Source organism: Bacillus sp. FJAT-29814, from assembly GCF_001510715.1.
GTDB lineage: Bacteria > Bacillota > Bacilli > Bacillales > Cytobacillaceae > Neobacillus.
The window spans coordinates 18,024-32,705 of sequence record NZ_LMTJ01000012.1 but is presented as its reverse complement, the minus strand read 5'-3'; the positions used below and the strand labels follow the sequence as shown (position 1 = coordinate 32,705).

At 43.9% G+C, this 14,682-nt stretch carries 12 protein-coding genes; all 12 read right to left on the bottom strand.

The annotated features are described in order from the left end of the window. Positions 1 to 17: 17 nt before the first annotated feature. Positions 18 to 2,135 (bottom strand): polyribonucleotide nucleotidyltransferase, encoded by a 2,118-nt coding sequence (gene pnp / locus AR334_RS25390; RefSeq protein WP_066320670.1) that lies wholly within the window; start codon positions 2,133 to 2,135, stop codon positions 18 to 20. Positions 2,136 to 2,365: 230 nt separating this feature from the next. Continuing rightward, positions 2,366 to 2,635 (bottom strand): 30S ribosomal protein S15, encoded by a 270-nt coding sequence (gene rpsO / locus AR334_RS25385; RefSeq protein ID WP_066320668.1) that lies wholly within the window; start codon positions 2,633 to 2,635, stop codon positions 2,366 to 2,368. A gap of 169 nt (positions 2,636 to 2,804) precedes the next feature. Then, positions 2,805 to 3,758 (bottom strand): bifunctional riboflavin kinase/FAD synthetase, encoded by a 954-nt coding sequence (gene ribF / locus AR334_RS25380; RefSeq protein ID WP_066320667.1) that lies wholly within the window; start codon positions 3,756 to 3,758, stop codon positions 2,805 to 2,807. A 30-nt stretch (positions 3,759 to 3,788) separates the two neighbouring features. Next, entirely contained in the window at positions 3,789 to 4,709 is a 921-nt protein-coding gene (truB, locus tag AR334_RS25375; protein ID WP_066321022.1) for a tRNA pseudouridine(55) synthase TruB, read from the bottom strand. Positions 4,710 to 4,793: 84 nt separating this feature from the next. Then, positions 4,794 to 5,165 (bottom strand): 30S ribosome-binding factor RbfA, encoded by a 372-nt coding sequence (gene rbfA, locus AR334_RS25370; RefSeq protein WP_066320665.1) that lies wholly within the window; start codon positions 5,163 to 5,165, stop codon positions 4,794 to 4,796. 15 nt (positions 5,166 to 5,180) lie between these two features. Further along, positions 5,181 to 5,462: a DUF503 domain-containing protein gene (locus AR334_RS25365; RefSeq protein WP_066320664.1), complete on the bottom strand. Its 282-nt coding sequence runs from the start codon at positions 5,460 to 5,462 to the stop codon at positions 5,181 to 5,183. Next, a complete protein-coding gene (gene infB, locus AR334_RS25360) occupies positions 5,459 to 7,741 on the bottom strand; it encodes a translation initiation factor IF-2 (protein ID WP_066320661.1) in 2,283 nt (760 codons plus the stop codon). Before infB ends, AR334_RS25365 begins: the two co-directional genes overlap by 4 nt. 20 nt (positions 7,742 to 7,761) lie before the next feature. After that, positions 7,762 to 8,064 carry a YlxQ family RNA-binding protein gene (locus AR334_RS25355; protein WP_066320659.1) on the bottom strand — a complete coding sequence of 101 codons (303 nt, stop codon included), beginning with the start codon at positions 8,062 to 8,064 and terminating at the stop codon, positions 7,762 to 7,764. After that, positions 8,061 to 8,345 carry a YlxR family protein gene (locus AR334_RS25350; RefSeq protein WP_066321019.1) on the bottom strand — a complete coding sequence of 95 codons (285 nt, stop codon included), beginning with the start codon at positions 8,343 to 8,345 and terminating at the stop codon, positions 8,061 to 8,063. The genes AR334_RS25355 and AR334_RS25350 overlap by 4 nt, the downstream gene beginning before the upstream one ends. A 17-nt stretch (positions 8,346 to 8,362) precedes the next feature. Continuing rightward, the gene (gene nusA, locus AR334_RS25345; RefSeq protein WP_066320657.1) at positions 8,363 to 9,484 is read right to left on the bottom strand and encodes a transcription termination factor NusA; all 1,122 of its coding nucleotides are present in this window, start codon (positions 9,482 to 9,484) and stop codon (positions 8,363 to 8,365) included. A 31-nt stretch (positions 9,485 to 9,515) separates the two neighbouring features. Beyond that, positions 9,516 to 9,986, bottom strand: coding sequence for a ribosome maturation factor RimP (gene rimP, locus AR334_RS25340; RefSeq protein ID WP_066320652.1), 471 nt, complete (start codon positions 9,984 to 9,986; stop codon positions 9,516 to 9,518). Positions 9,987 to 10,215: 229 nt separating this feature from the next. After that, on the bottom strand, positions 10,216 to 14,541 hold the full coding sequence (locus AR334_RS25335) for a PolC-type DNA polymerase III (RefSeq protein WP_066320650.1): 4,326 nt from the start codon (positions 14,539 to 14,541) through the stop codon (positions 10,216 to 10,218). Between the last annotated feature and the right edge of the window lie 141 nt (positions 14,542 to 14,682).

Here is a 14,682-nt window from a genome sequence, read left to right as displayed (position 1 = left end):
AATATGCTAAGGGTTGGTTATTGATTTTGCTCTGCCTTTTCCCGCTGTTCTTTCAGAACTGCCTTGCGGGACAAGTTTACCCGGCCCTGCTTGTCAATTTCCGTGACTTTCACGAGAATTTCATCACCAATCTTGACGACATCCTCTACTTTACCGACACGTTCCTCGGCTAACTCGGAAATATGAACCAAACCATCCTTCCCAGCAAATATCTCAACAAATGCGCCAAATTTCTCAATTCGTTTTACTTTACCAAGATACATTTGACCGACAATGACTTCACGGACAATATCTTCGATAATCTTTTTCGCTTTTTCGTTCATTTCTGGGTCACTGGAAGCAATAAAAATCGTGCCATCTTGTTCGATATCAATTTTTACGCCAGTTTCTTCAATAATCTTATTGATTTGTTTTCCGCTTGGTCCAATGACATCACGGATTTTGTCCGGATTAATTGTCATTGTCATGATTTTTGGAGCAAACTTGGAAAGCTCTGCTCTTGGTTCGGCAAGGGTTGCCAGCATTGAATCCAAAATTTGCATTCTGCCGACTTTGGCCTGCTGCAATGCTTCTTCCAAGATTTCACGGGAAAGACCCTCAATTTTGATATCCATTTGGAGGGCAGTAACCCCTTTGGCGGTACCGGCAACCTTGAAATCCATATCGCCAAGATGGTCTTCCATGCCTTGGATATCCGTTAAAACAGTGTAATAATCTCCCGATTTCACAAGACCCATGGCAATACCGGCAACCGGTGCCTTAATCGGCACCCCTGCATCCATCATCGCCAACGTACTTGCACAAATGCTGGCCTGAGAGGTGGATCCGTTTGATTCAAGAACCTCGGATACAAGACGGATTGTATATGGGAAATCTTTTTCTGATGGCACAATAGGTTCTAAAGCCCGTTCGCCCAATGCACCATGTCCGATTTCACGGCGGCCTGGTCCACGTATTGGGCCGGTTTCACCGACACTGAAGGAAGGAAAGTTGTAATGATGCATAAAGCGTTTTTCTTCTTCAATGCCAAGGCCATCAAGGATTTGGACATCCCCCATCGCTCCCAATGTACAAATGCTCAACGCCTGGGTTTGCCCGCGGGTAAACAGTCCTGAACCGTGCGTACGCGGCAAAATGCCAACCTGTGACGACAACGGACGGATTTCATCAATTTTCCGGCCGTCCGGACGAATCTTTTCAACGGTAATCAGGCGGCGAACCTCCGCTTTAACCATCTTGTCCAAAATCTGTTTTACCTGCTTAAGGTCATCATCATTTGCTTCTTGCTCTTGATATTTTAATAACACGCGATCTTTCACTTCTTTAATTGCATCTTCACGGGCATGTTTTTCTTGAACCTGAATCGCAGCAATTAAATCGGCTTCACACATTTCTCTTACTTCAGCTTCGAGTTCTTTATCTAATTCAAATAGATTAATTTCTCTTTTTGGCTTGCCGATTTCAGTCACTATTTTTTCCTGAAATTGGATCAAGCGTTTAATTTCATCATGACCAAACATAATGGCCTCAAGCATGATTTCTTCCGGTACTTCCAGTGCTCCTGCTTCAACCATGTTGATTGCATCTTTTGTCCCGGCAACAGTCAGATGGATATCGCTCTGTTCCGCCTGCTCAACAGTTGGGTTGATGACAAATTCATTGCCAATCCGCCCTACAACAACACCAGCAATTGGACCTTCAAATGGAATATCTGAAGTGCTGAGAGCTAAAGAGGAACCAAACATTGCCGCCATCTCTGTCGAACAATCTTGGTCTACACTCATCACGATGCTGATCACTTGGACATCATTTCGGAAGCCATCAGCAAAAAGCGGCCGAATTGGCCGGTCAATTAGACGGCTGGCTAAAATCGCCTTTTCACTCGGGCGCCCTTCACGTTTAATAAAACCCCCAGGAATTTTACCGACAGCGTACAGCCGTTCTTCATAGTTAACCGTTAAAGGAAAAAAGTCTAAGTTTTTCGGTTCCTTTGATGCGGTTGCAGTACTTAATACTGCGGTATCGCCATAGCGGACCAGAACGGCACCGTTAGCCTGTTTCGCTAATTGTCCGATTTCAACCGTTAATTTGCGGCCGGCCCAATCCATGGAATATACATGTTTCTCTTGATCCATATTTATTGCCCCTCTCTATCTAAATCACTTAGGAGGATGATGCGAAAAAAATCGCGATAATCATCTTTCTAAAGATAAAATATATAAAAAATGACTTAAAAAGCCTATATTGTCATTCAAATTAGTATTAGTATGCACAAAAAAGCCTGAGCTTAAAATTATGTATGATGCAAAAACCCCAAATTGTTTTATAACTAACAAAAAAGCGGGAAAAATCCCGCTTCTGAAGACTAACGACGTAGACCAAGTCTATTGATTAACTCACGGTAACGTTGAACATCTTTGTTACGAAGGTAAGTCAAAAGATTACGACGTTTACCAACCATTTTTAAAAGACCGCGACGTGAGTGGTGATCTTTTTTGTGAGTGCGTAAATGGTCGTTGAGTTTGTTGATTTGCTCAGTAAGGACAGCGATTTGAACCTCTGCAGATCCAGTATCGTTCTCATGAGTTTTAAACTCGTTGATAATTTCATTTTTGCGTTCTTGAGTGATTGCCATCCATATTCACCTCCTAATATCCTAATCCCCTGTTACCGAGCAAGCGTCGGTGACTCGACTTGCCAAGCAAAGGTTATTTTTAATACGTATTTAAGAATACAATGTTTTATGGCAAAATGCAAGTTTTATCGTGAGATTTTGCAGGAAAAACCACTTATGACAGCGATGATTAGGACGTTTGTCGGTTTTCCTCAAAATAAGCGATTGAATTTTGCTTATCTTTGTTAATCTGCGCCACAAGTTCATCAATTCCCGCAAATTTTTGCTCCGAACGAAGATAGGTATGCCATTCGATGACAACCTCTTCCCCATAAATATCCTGATTAAAATCAAACAGATGAACCTCTACCGTTTGCTTTAACAATTCCTTATGGAACGTAGGCTTATAGCCAACGTTGCAAACCCCATTATACCAACGATTATTCACATTCATCCTGACAGCATAAACACCGACCGGCGGCAGGATATAGCCGCTATTTGTATCAACATTGGCGGTGGGAAACCCAATGGTTCTCCCGCGCTGATCGCCGCCGACGACATGCCCTGAGGTAGTGTAGTATCGTCCTAACAATGGTGGCAGCTCGTCCATCTTTCCCGCTTTAATTAAAGTGCGGATTCTTGTTGAACTGACTTTTTCATTTTCTTCTGTGAATTTCGGAACGACAGTAAAGGTAAATTGTTCACGGGAATGGAATGGCAAGGTTTCCATTGTTCCTTTTCCCATCCGGCCATAGGTAAAATCAAAGCCTGCGACTACATGTTTGACATTAAACCGGATGAGATACTGATCAACAAACTCCTGTGGAAGGAGCGAAGCAAATTCCGTTGTAAAATCGACAATAAAAAGGTAATCAATCCCGAGTTTTTCAATAATTCTTATTTTCTGAGCTAAAGGGGTGATAAATTGTACATTGGTATTGCTTTTCCCCAAAACGACAGATGGATGAGGGTCAAATGTCATAACGGCACTTTGTAAGCCGTAAGCAAGTGCTTGTCTTTTTGCCTCCAAAATAACTTGCTGGTGTCCTCGGTGAACCCCATCAAAATATCCAAGTGCCATTGCCAATGGGGGAAAATCAATTTGCTCTATATCTAGTGGAAACTTTACCTTTTGAACTTTCAAATGAAACTCACCTTTTTCTATACTGGAAGCTTACAACTGGTTATTTCTTAATACCTTATCAGGTTTTAGCAAACCCGGTTTTCCAGGATGCTGTGAATAAACCGCAAGTGCCATTCCGTCCTTTGTTTCAGCAACAATCGGCCCGTTATAGCTATTAAACTGTTCAGGTATGGGTAGAAGTGCTCCATTTTTCACTTTCTCTGCTACTTTATCATTAATATGCAATTTCGGCAAATGAGAAAGCGCGGATTCCAACGGCCTTAATTGGCTCGAAATGTCTCCTTCTGCCATCAGTCGTTCAATTTCAGCAAAAGTCAAGCAGTCATCCAATGTAAAGGCAGCAGATTGTATTCTTGTCAATCTTGACATATGGGCAGGGAACCCAAGTGCTTCGCCAATCATGACGGCCAATGTTCGAATATAGGTGCCTTTACTGCAGCTGACGCGGAACCTGAAGCGAATTTCATTTCCGGAAAACTCACTTCTGTCATCCAACAATTCAATCTTATATATCGTTACGATTCTTGTTGGACGTTCAACCTCGATGCCTTTTCTGGCATATTCGTACAGGCGCACACCACCGACCTTAACAGCTGAATACATCGGAGGTGTCTGCTTGATTTGCCCTGTTAAAGACGCTAAAACACGGAGTATTTCCTCACGTGAAATCGGCCGGTCTACACTTCTTTTCTCCACCACTTCCCCGGAAGCATCTTCGGTAGTCGTGGAAAAACCGATTGTGACCTCTGCTTCGTATGCCTTCCCGGCATCTGTGATATACTCTGCCACCTTAGTCGCTCTCCCAATACAAATCGGAAGAACCCCTGTGACATCGGGATCAAGTGTACCAGTATGGCCTACTTTTTTTGTTTTTAAAATCTTTCTTAATTTAAAAACACAGTCATGACTGGTTAATCCGGCAGGTTTATATAAGGGTAAAATTCCTTCCATTTTATCCAACTTCCCTTCATTACCGAAAAAAATGGATAGACGATTGTCTATCCATTCCCCCTCCATTTGGGGTATACCACAATATTACTCCTCTTCGTTCCGCTCCATCGGCTTATCGTCTGTATGGAGTTCGTGCAAAAGAGTTTCGATTCGATTTCCATAATCGATAGATTCATCAAATTCAAAGATAATTTCGGGTGTTTTACGGAGGCGAATCCGGTGGCCAATTTCCGAGCGGATAAACCCTTTTGCTTTGGCCAGGCCTTTTAACGTATTCTCCTTTTGCTCATCATCACCCAAAACGGAAATATACACTTTGGCTTGCTGCAGATCTCCCGTTACTTGAACATCAGTAACAGTTACAAAGCCGATCCGGGGATCTTTAATTTTACGGCCAATGATATCCGTTAGCTCTTTCTTCATTTGTTCACCAACACGATTTGGTCTGTGGCTCATCTCATATTCACCTCTTTATAGCCATTCAATCTCGGTGATGGTTCTTTCTATTTCTGGAAAGGAATCCAAAAATTTCAAGGCATTGTTTAGCTCCTGCTCGGTTGCCACTTTCGCACCAGTAACAGCCACAATGGCAATTTTGGTCCTTTGCCAGACATCCTGATAGTCAACCTCGGCAACTGACACATTAAATTTTTGCTTTAATCGTGTCATCACACGCTGAAGAACAGCTCGTTTCTCTTTCAAAGAATGGGCATCGTATATCAGGCATTCACACTCGGCAGCGCCGATGATCATTTACGTTCCACTTCTTCCATTACAAATGCTTCAATGACATCGCCTTCTTTGATATCATTAAAGTTTTTAACGGTAATACCACATTCATAGCCTTGGGCTACTTCTTTGGCATCATCTTTAAAACGTTTTAGGGCATCGATCGTCCCTTCAAAGATTACCACTCCATCACGGATTACACGGACACCGCTATCGCGGGTAATCTTTCCGTCGGTGACATAGGAACCGGCAATTGTGCCAACCTTTGACACTTTGAATGTCTGACGAACTTCCGCTTGACCAATAATTTTTTCTTCAAATTCCGGATCAAGCATCCCTTTCATAGCAGCTTCGATTTCTTCAATCACCTTGTAAATAATCCGGTGTAAGCGGACATCTACATCCTCCGCTTCAGCCGCGCGTTTGGCATTAACATCAGGACGGACATTAAAGCCGATGACAATGGCGTTGGACGCCGATGCTAGGCTGATATCGGATTCATTAATCGCTCCTGCTCCGCTATGAATGATTTTAATATTGACACCTTCAACATCTATTTTAAGCAGGGAAGCCGCAAGCGCCTCGGCTGAACCTTGAACATCCGCTTTAATGATGATATTTAGATCCTTCATTTCACCCTGTTTTAATTGTTCAAACAGATTATCAAGGCTGACGCGGGATTTTTCACCGCGCTGGGCAGCTAATGCCTGCTGAGCACGAACTTCCCCAATATGGCGAGCCGTCTTTTCATCATCAAAAACGACGAAACGGTCACCGGCTTGTGGTACATCGTTTAAACCGGTAATTTCGACTGGGGTAGATGGTGCAGCTTCTTTTACGCGGCGTCCGATATCATTGACCATGGCACGGACACGGCCAAATGTATTTCCGACAACAATCGGGTCACCGATCTTTAATGTCCCGTTTTGCACAAGAAGCGTTGCCACTGAACCGCGGCCTTTATCCAGCCTTGCCTCAATGACGGTGCCGACTGCATTTCGCTTTGGATTTGCTTTATATTCTTCCACTTCGCTTACAAGCAAAATCATTTCGAGTAAGCTGTCAATTCCTTCGCCATTTTTTGCAGAAATCGGTACAAAGATAGTATCTCCGCCCCAAGCCTCTGCTACTAATCCGTGTTCTGTCAATTCCTGCATGACACGGTCAGGATTAGCTGCTTCTTTATCCATTTTATTTACCGCTACGATAATTGGAACTTCAGCAGCTTTGGCATGGTTAATCGCCTCGACTGTTTGCGGCATGACACCATCATCGGCGGCAACGACGAGAATCGTAATGTCTGTAATCTGTGCGCCACGAGCACGCATGGTCGTAAACGCGGCGTGTCCTGGGGTATCGAGGAACGTGATCCTCTTGCCATTTTCCACTACTTGGTAGGCCCCGATATGCTGGGTAATCCCTCCAGCCTCTCCTTCGGTCACCTTTGTGTTACGAATGGAGTCAAGCAAGGTCGTTTTACCGTGGTCAACGTGCCCCATAATCGTGACGACAGCAGGACGCTCTACTAAAACTTCAGGAGCATCTTCTGTGAAATAGATTTCCAGGTCAGTGGAATCCACTTTAATTTCTTCTTCTACTTCAACACCGTATTCACCGGCAATTAATTCAATTGCGTCTTTATCAAGTTCCTGGTTAATCGTAGCCATTACACCTAATAAAAATAGCTTTTTGATAATTTCAGAAGGTTCCCGGTGCAGCTTCTTCGCAAGTTCTGAAACAGTTAAGGATTCACTGAATGTAATTTTTGCAGGAAGTTCCTTTTCTTTTCTCTTTTGCGGAGCCTGTTGTTGCTGCGCATGCTGATGATTTCTCTTTTTATTTTGATTATGATTACGATTTTGTTGATGGCTGTGGTTTTTTTGTTTACCTTTGCCTGGTTGGAAAGCCTTATTTTCCTTTGATTGATACTCTTGTTCTTGCTTTTTGCCTTCTTTGGCTTTCGGTGCAACTGCCACTTTCACCTTGTTCGGGACAGCGACTTCGTCTTCTTCCCCCACCGCTTTTGGAGCAACCTTAGGCTGTGACTGAGGCTTCTTTGCCGCATTTTGCTGGGCTGGCCTATTATTGGATCGTTTTTGCCCTGGTGCAGCATTATTTGACTTGTGCTGTGCCCCATTATTTTCCTTCTTATTATATAGAGCGTCCAGCTTTTTTAAATCTGACGCTTCTAATGTTGCCATATGGTTTGAAACTTCTATGTTCATTTCTTTTAATTTCGTAATAATTTCCTTACTCGAAATGTTATGTTTTTTTGCATATTCATAAACGCGCATTTTACTCATTCTTTTCACCCCCGCAAGATTTAATCGAGCATTAGTTTCAATTTCTTGGCGAATCCATTATCCAAAACAGCTACAACAACGCGGGCTTCCTTGCCAATTGCCTGGCCAAGAAGATAACGATTTTCCACCATTTTAATCGGAACCTCATACGTATTACACTTATCGGTAATTTTTTTGGTCGTATTTTGAGATGCATCTGCGGATAATAAAACAAGCTTTGCATTTCCCTTTTGGATTTGCTTTACGGTTAGCTCCTCACCTGAAATAGTTCTACCTGCTCGATTGGCCAATCCAAGAAATGACATCCATTGATTTTCCTTCATTTGGCCGACCCGTTCTCCTTCTCTACCAACCCTAGCAGCTCATCATATAATGTTTCATCGATTGAAACTTCTAAATGGTTGGCTAAGATATTCTTTTTCTTTGCCAAGAGGATGGCTTCTTTATCCTTTGAAAGGTAGGCACCCCTGCCGGATTTTTTTCCGGTCAAGTCAACGGATACTTCACCCTCTTTAGAGCGAACGATGCGAACGAGTTCTTTTTTCGGTTTCATTTCACCGGTAGCCACACATTTGCGCATAGGAACTTTTCTCTTCGTGTTCACCATCATTCACCCCTTATTTATTCAAAATCTTCCTCATAATCGAAATCAGTATCATCTTGATCATCAAAAAGTCTGATTGTTTCTTCACGCGGATAGATACCCTTTTCACGGGCTTCCGATTCTGATTTGATATCAATCTTCCAGCCGGTTAATTTTGCAGCCAAGCGGGCATTTTGTCCCCGCTTTCCAATCGCCAATGACAACTGGTAATCAGGAACGACTACCGTTGTCGCTTTATCATCCTCACTGACCATAACATCGAGAACTTTGGACGGGCTTAAGGCATTGGCCACAAATACGACCGGGTCATCCGACCACTTGACAATATCTATTTTTTCGCCCTTCAACTCATTAACAACCGCTTGGACCCGTGCCCCTTTTGGACCCACACATGACCCAACAGGATCTACTTCCGGATTATCAGAATGGACGGATATTTTGGAACGGTCGCCTGCTTCACGGGCAACGGACTTGATTTCCACGGTTCCATCATAAATCTCAGGAACTTCGATTTCAAACAACCGCTTTAACAAACCGGGATGTGTTCTAGAAACAAAAATCTGCGGACCTTTTGTGGTTTTTTCCACCTTGGTAATAAACACCTTAATGCGGTCATGCGGCTTGTATCTTTCATTTGGCATTTGCTCATTAATCGGGAGCAATGCTTCAATTTTTCCAAGGCTGACGTAGATGAATTTAGCATCAAGCCGCTGGACAATACCGGTCATAATGTCTTCTTCCCTGTCGATAAACTCGGAATAGATAATGCCTCGTTCCGCTTCTCTGACGCGCTGGGTCACAACCTGTTTCGCTGTTTGTGCAGCAATCCGGCCAAAATCCTTTGGCGTGACCTCCATCTCAACGATATCTTCCACTTGATAGTTCGGGTTAATTCTTCTGGCGTCCTCCAAAGAAATTTCAAGGCGCGGATCGAAAACCTCATCAACTACTTCTTTACGTGCAAACACCCGCATGGAACCTGTCTCGAGATTCAGGTCAATTCTTACGTTCTGGGCTTGGTTGAAATTACGCCGATAAGCCGAGATTAGCGCTGCTTCCATCGCCTCAATTAAAACATCTCTGGAAATGCCTTTTTCTCTTTCCAGTACAATAAGAGCATCTAATAATTCGCTGCTCATTTCTTTTTATCCCCCTTTTCTCCTAAATTTTTTACGAAAAAGCAACCGCCAAACGGGCATTAGCCACTTTCTCATAAGGAATTTCAACGGTTTTCTTTCTTGTTTTAATCTTTACTTCCACTTTTACTGTCTGGCCGTCAAAAGCCGTCAGTGTACCCTCGAAGCTCTTTTCGCCATCGATTGGCTCATAGGTTTTGATATAAACATTCTTGCCGATTGCCTTTTCGAAATCTTTGTCTTTTTTTAACGGGCGTTCTGCCCCTGGCGAAGATACTTCAAGAAAATAGTTGTGCGGAATTGGATCGACTTCATCCAGTTTTTCACTAAGACGTTCGCTTACCAGACCGCAGTCCTCGATGTCAACTCCGGTGTCCTTATCGATATATACGCGAAGAAACCAGCTTTTTCCTTCTTTCACATACTCGATTTCTACGAGTTCCAAACCAAGTTCCTGAAAAATGGGTGCAGCCAGCTCTTCAACAACTTCCGTTATTTTGCTCATGCTATACCTCCTTTTTCCACTTCATTCTATGTAGCAGACATTTGTTGAAAAATACGCAAAAACCTGTAACAACACGAAAGAGTGGGAGAATCCCCACTCTTTTACACGAGAGTATGTCTTAGTATTTCCAATAAAACTATAACATAATCAAAGGCCTTATGCAAATTAAACCAAAAGCGCCAAGGGCTGGAGCTAGATGACACCATAAGCCGAACGCCCTGGCATCGCCTTAAAACAGGGAAAGCTGGTTTTGCTCTGGAAGGGCTGACAGGCAGCCTTGCTTATCCAGGTATTCCAGAATGGTCTTTGATACTTTTCCTCGTTGCTGCAGGTCTTCTTTTGACAAGAATTCTCCCTCTCCCCTGGCCTTGATAATATTGACTGCGGCATTTGTTCCGAGACCAGGTATCGAATTGAACGGAGGGATTAACGAGTTCCCTTCAATAATGAATTCGGATGCAGCCGATTTGTATAAATCATAGTTTTGGAAGGAGTAGCCTCTCTCGGACATCTCAAGAGCCAATTCCATTACAGTCAGGAGGTTTTTCTCTTTGTTCGACGCCTCAAGGCCTTTTGCGTTAATTTCTTCAATCTTGGCCCGAATCGCCTCGGAACCTCGTGACATTGTTTCGATGTCAAAATCCTCTGCCCTGACTGTAAAGTAAGCGGCGTAATAAAGCAATGGCAAATGTACTTTAAAATAGGCAATCCTTACTGCCATTAATACATAGGCAGCGGCGTGTGCCTTCGGGAACATGTATTTAATTTTCTTACATGAATCAATATACCATTCCGGTACTTCATTTCTGCGCATTTCTGCTTCCATTTCCTCAGTGAGACCTTTCCCCTTACGAACCGACTCCATGATTTTAAAAGCGAATGAAGGCTCCAGCCCCTGATAAATCAAATAGACCATGATATCGTCACGGCAGCCGATTACTTCGCTTAAGGTACAAATCTTTTGGTGAATCAGTTCTTGGGCATTTCCGAGCCAAACGTCGGTCCCGTGCGACAGTCCGGAAATTTGCACAAGCTCAGAGAAAGTGGTTGGCTTCGTATCCTCGAGCATCTGTCTGACGAAACGGGTTCCGAATTCCGGAATCCCGAGCGTACCAGTCTTACACATAATTTGCTCTTCCGTTACCCCGAGCGATTCGGTCCCGCTAAAAATCTTCATAACCTCCGGGTCGTCCGTCGGAATTGTTTTCGGATCAATTCCGCTCAAGTCCTGAAGCATCCTGATCACCGTCGGATCATCGTGACCAAGGATATCGAGCTTTAAGACGTTATCATGAATCGAGTGGAAATCAAAATGGGTCGTTTTCCATTCTGAATTTCTATCGTCAGCCGGGAATTGAATCGGCGTAAAATCATAAACATCCATATAATCAGGAATAACGATAATCCCGCCTGGGTGCTGGCCGGTCGTCCGTTTTACACCGGTACAGCCGGCGACAAGCCGATCTACTTCTGCATTGCGCAAATGAAGATTTTTTTCCTGCTGATAAGCTCTCACATACCCATATGCCGTCTTATCGGCAACCGTTCCAATCGTTCCTGCCCGGTAAACATAGTCCTCACCAAACAGAACCTTCGTATAATTATGTGCACGAGGCTGATACTCTCCGGAAAAATTCAAATCGATATCTGGTACCTTGTCGCCTTTGAAGCCAAGGAAGGTTTCGAACGGGATGTCGTGGCCGTCCTTGCGGTATTTGCCTCCGCAGTTTGGGCAGTCTTTATCAGGCAGGTCATACCCTGAACCGACGGAACCATCATTAAAAAACTCTGAATGTTTGCAAGTAGGGCAGATGTAATGCGGCGGCAACGGATTTACCTCGGTAATTTCGGTCATTGTCGCAACAAACGAGGAACCGACCGATCCCCGCGAGCCGACGAGATACCCATCATCCAATGACTTTTTAACGAGCTTATGGGAAATCAGGTAAATAACGGCAAACCCGTGGCCGATGATACTTTTCAATTCCTTTTCCAAACGGGCTTCGACAATTTCCGGAAGCGGGTCGCCGTAAATCCTACGGGCCATCGCATAGCTCATTTCCCGCATCTCATCCTCGGCACCTTCAATTCTCGGTGTATATAAATCGTCTTTAATCGGTTTGATGACATCAATCATATCCGCAATTTTATTCGTATTAGTCACAACAATTTCCTTGGCCTTTTCTTTCCCTAGAAAGGCAAAGGCATCAAGCATCTCATTTGTACTCCGAAAATGGACATCCGGCAGTTCATGGCGGTTTAACGGATTGGCACCGCCCTGAGAACTGATAAGGATTTTTCGATAAATCTTGTCGTTCTCATTGAGATAGTGCACGTTTCCGGTTGCCACCACCGGTATTCCCAGTTTGTCGCCGAGGGCAACAATGTTGCCGATAATTTGTTCAAGCGCTTTTTCATTACGGACCAATTCCATTTCAATCAATGGCGCATAGACCGCTTTCGGCATGACTTCGATATAATCATAAAACGTCGCAACTGCTTCTACCTCGTCAGGTGACTTTTGCATCATCCCTTCAAATACTTCGCCTTTGTCGCAGCCGGAACCGACAAGAATGCCTTCGCGATATTTTTGCAAGACAGAGCGCGGAATTCGCGGCACACGGTAAAAATATTCAAGATGGGCAATAGAAACTAGCTTAAATAGATTTTTTAAGCCCTGCTCTGTTTGGGCTAACAGTGTACAGTGATACGGGCGCGCCCGTTGATAGGCATTTCCTTTTCCCATATTATCGTTAAATTCATCGTGATAGGCGATGCCTTTTTCTGCGGAATCCTTCAACATCTTCATTAACAAGTATCCTGTCGCTTCCGCATCATAAATGGCCCGGTGGTGCTGGGTCAGTTCGATATCGAACTTTTTCGCCAACGTATTCAACCTGTGGTTCTTCAACTCTGGATACAGGAAACGGCCCAATTCGAGCGTATCAATAACCGGATTCTTGGCTTTTTCCAGTCCGATCTTTTTATAGCCGACATTTAGGAAACCCATATCGAACGAAGCGTTGTGGGCAACCAGGACCGAGTCGCCTGCCCAGTCATAAAATTTCTGCAGGACCTCGGATACTTCCGGCGCAGTTTGCACCATATCATCGGTGATTCCGGTCAGGTTAATGGTTGTTGCTGACAAGCGGTGATGCGGATTGGCAAAGGATTCAAACCGGTCCACAATTTCTCCGTCCCTTACCTTAACAGCAGCCAATTCAATAATGGTGTCGTATACGGCTGACAGACCAGTTGTTTCGACGTCAAAAACAACATAGGTATCCTCTGCCAGCAAACGGTGGGCATCATTATACGTGATCGGAACACCGTCATCGACCAAATTGGCTTCTACCCCGTAAAGAATTTTAATGTCATTTTTCTTTCCGGCGCTGAATGCTTCCGGGAACGACTGCGCCACAGCATGGTCCGTGATGGCGATTGCCTTGTGGCCCCATTTTTTTGCTTGGGCGACCAGGGCGCTTACTGGGGTAACGGCATCCATTTGACTCATCGGAGAGTGCAAATGCAATTCAACCCTCTTTTCATCATCCGGTGCTGTATCCTTGCGCTGGGCCGGCTTTATTTCGTTAACATCATTACAAATCATCACCAGATCGCGGACGAAGGTATCATTTTGGATGCTGCCGCGAACCCTAACCCACATGCCTTTTTTCACTTGTTGGAAAAGTGCGGCATCTTCTTTGTCGCGTGAAAACATTTTTACCATGATCGAGCTTGTGTAGTCGGTCATTTTAAAGGTCAATAATGAGCGTCCGCTCCTTAACTCACGGATCTCTGCGTCAAAAATATAACCTTGGACGACAATCCGTCTTTCCTCATCGACGATCTCAACAATACTGCGAAGCTCGCTGTCGTCCTTAATCGTGAGGCCGATTGTAAGAGGTCCTTCCGATGCTGCACCGTTGGCCTGGTCCTTCTCGGCTTCCTTCTTCTGCATTTCGACCATAGCGAGCAGTGCCCGTTCCTGGTCTTCCTTCTGTTTGGCCTCTAAAAATTGTTGGTATTCTTCACTTTTTTCTTCGGAATTAACCTTTGTTTCGAATGATAGCGGAGGAAAGCCGACTGACTGATAGATTTCCGAGATAATCGGGCTGTATTTTTGTTTAATTGTCAGTCCCTCAGCCTCGTTTCTGACAGAAAGGGTTATTTTATTCCCGCTCACTTCGGGTACCTGTTCATTTAACAGCTTTACCAATGGTGGTGAGATCCCGTCAATTTGCCGGATACAGTAACTCCAATAATCGCAGAAAACCTCCGGCTCATAGGTATGGTTGGCTGTCTTTAAGCTGAATGAAACAGTCGCGATATTTGAAAAGGTTCGTTCAAGCTGGGTGGTAAACATGGTGAAAACTTTAAAGGGAAGGATGTTTTCAAGTAAAAATTGAAAATGCCATTTCCTAGCTTTTTTTTCAACCAGTAGCTTGTCAATTTGTGCATTGGTGAAATACACTACAACAGCATCTTCTGTTAATTGGAGCTGCTGGAGTAAGAGTTGGAATCGCTCTTTTTTGCCAAGGGCATGTTCGCTCAACCGACATCTCTCCTATCTATAAAATCTCTTTCTCAATTTATTTCAAAACATAATTATACCATATGATACGATAAGATTCGGGAATGTTCGACAGAAAACTTTATCCAAAAAAAATAAGGGACCGCAAATACGGCCCCTGGA

Excerpts from the sequence above, each read along its gene's own strand:
- pnp (WP_066320670.1), bottom strand. The coding sequence starts at position 2,135 with ATGGATCAAGAGAAACATGTATATTCCATGGATTGGGCCGGCCGCAAA.
- rpsO (WP_066320668.1), bottom strand. The coding sequence starts at position 2,635 with ATGGCAATCACTCAAGAACGCAAAAATGAAATTATCAACGAGTTTAAA.
- truB (WP_066321022.1), bottom strand. The coding sequence starts at position 4,709 with ATGGAAGGAATTTTACCCTTATATAAACCTGCCGGATTAACCAGTCAT.
- rbfA (WP_066320665.1), bottom strand. The coding sequence starts at position 5,165 with ATGAGCCACAGACCAAATCGTGTTGGTGAACAAATGAAGAAAGAGCTA.
- AR334_RS25365 (WP_066320664.1), bottom strand. The coding sequence starts at position 5,462 with ATGATCATCGGCGCTGCCGAGTGTGAATGCCTGATATACGATGCCCAT.
- infB (WP_066320661.1), bottom strand. The coding sequence starts at position 7,741 with ATGAGTAAAATGCGCGTTTATGAATATGCAAAAAAACATAACATTTCG.
- AR334_RS25355 (WP_066320659.1), bottom strand. The coding sequence starts at position 8,064 with ATGAAGGAAAATCAATGGATGTCATTTCTTGGATTGGCCAATCGAGCA.
- nusA (WP_066320657.1), bottom strand. The coding sequence starts at position 9,484 with ATGAGCAGCGAATTATTAGATGCTCTTATTGTACTGGAAAGAGAAAAA.
- rimP (WP_066320652.1), bottom strand. The coding sequence starts at position 9,986 with ATGAGCAAAATAACGGAAGTTGTTGAAGAGCTGGCTGCACCCATTTTT.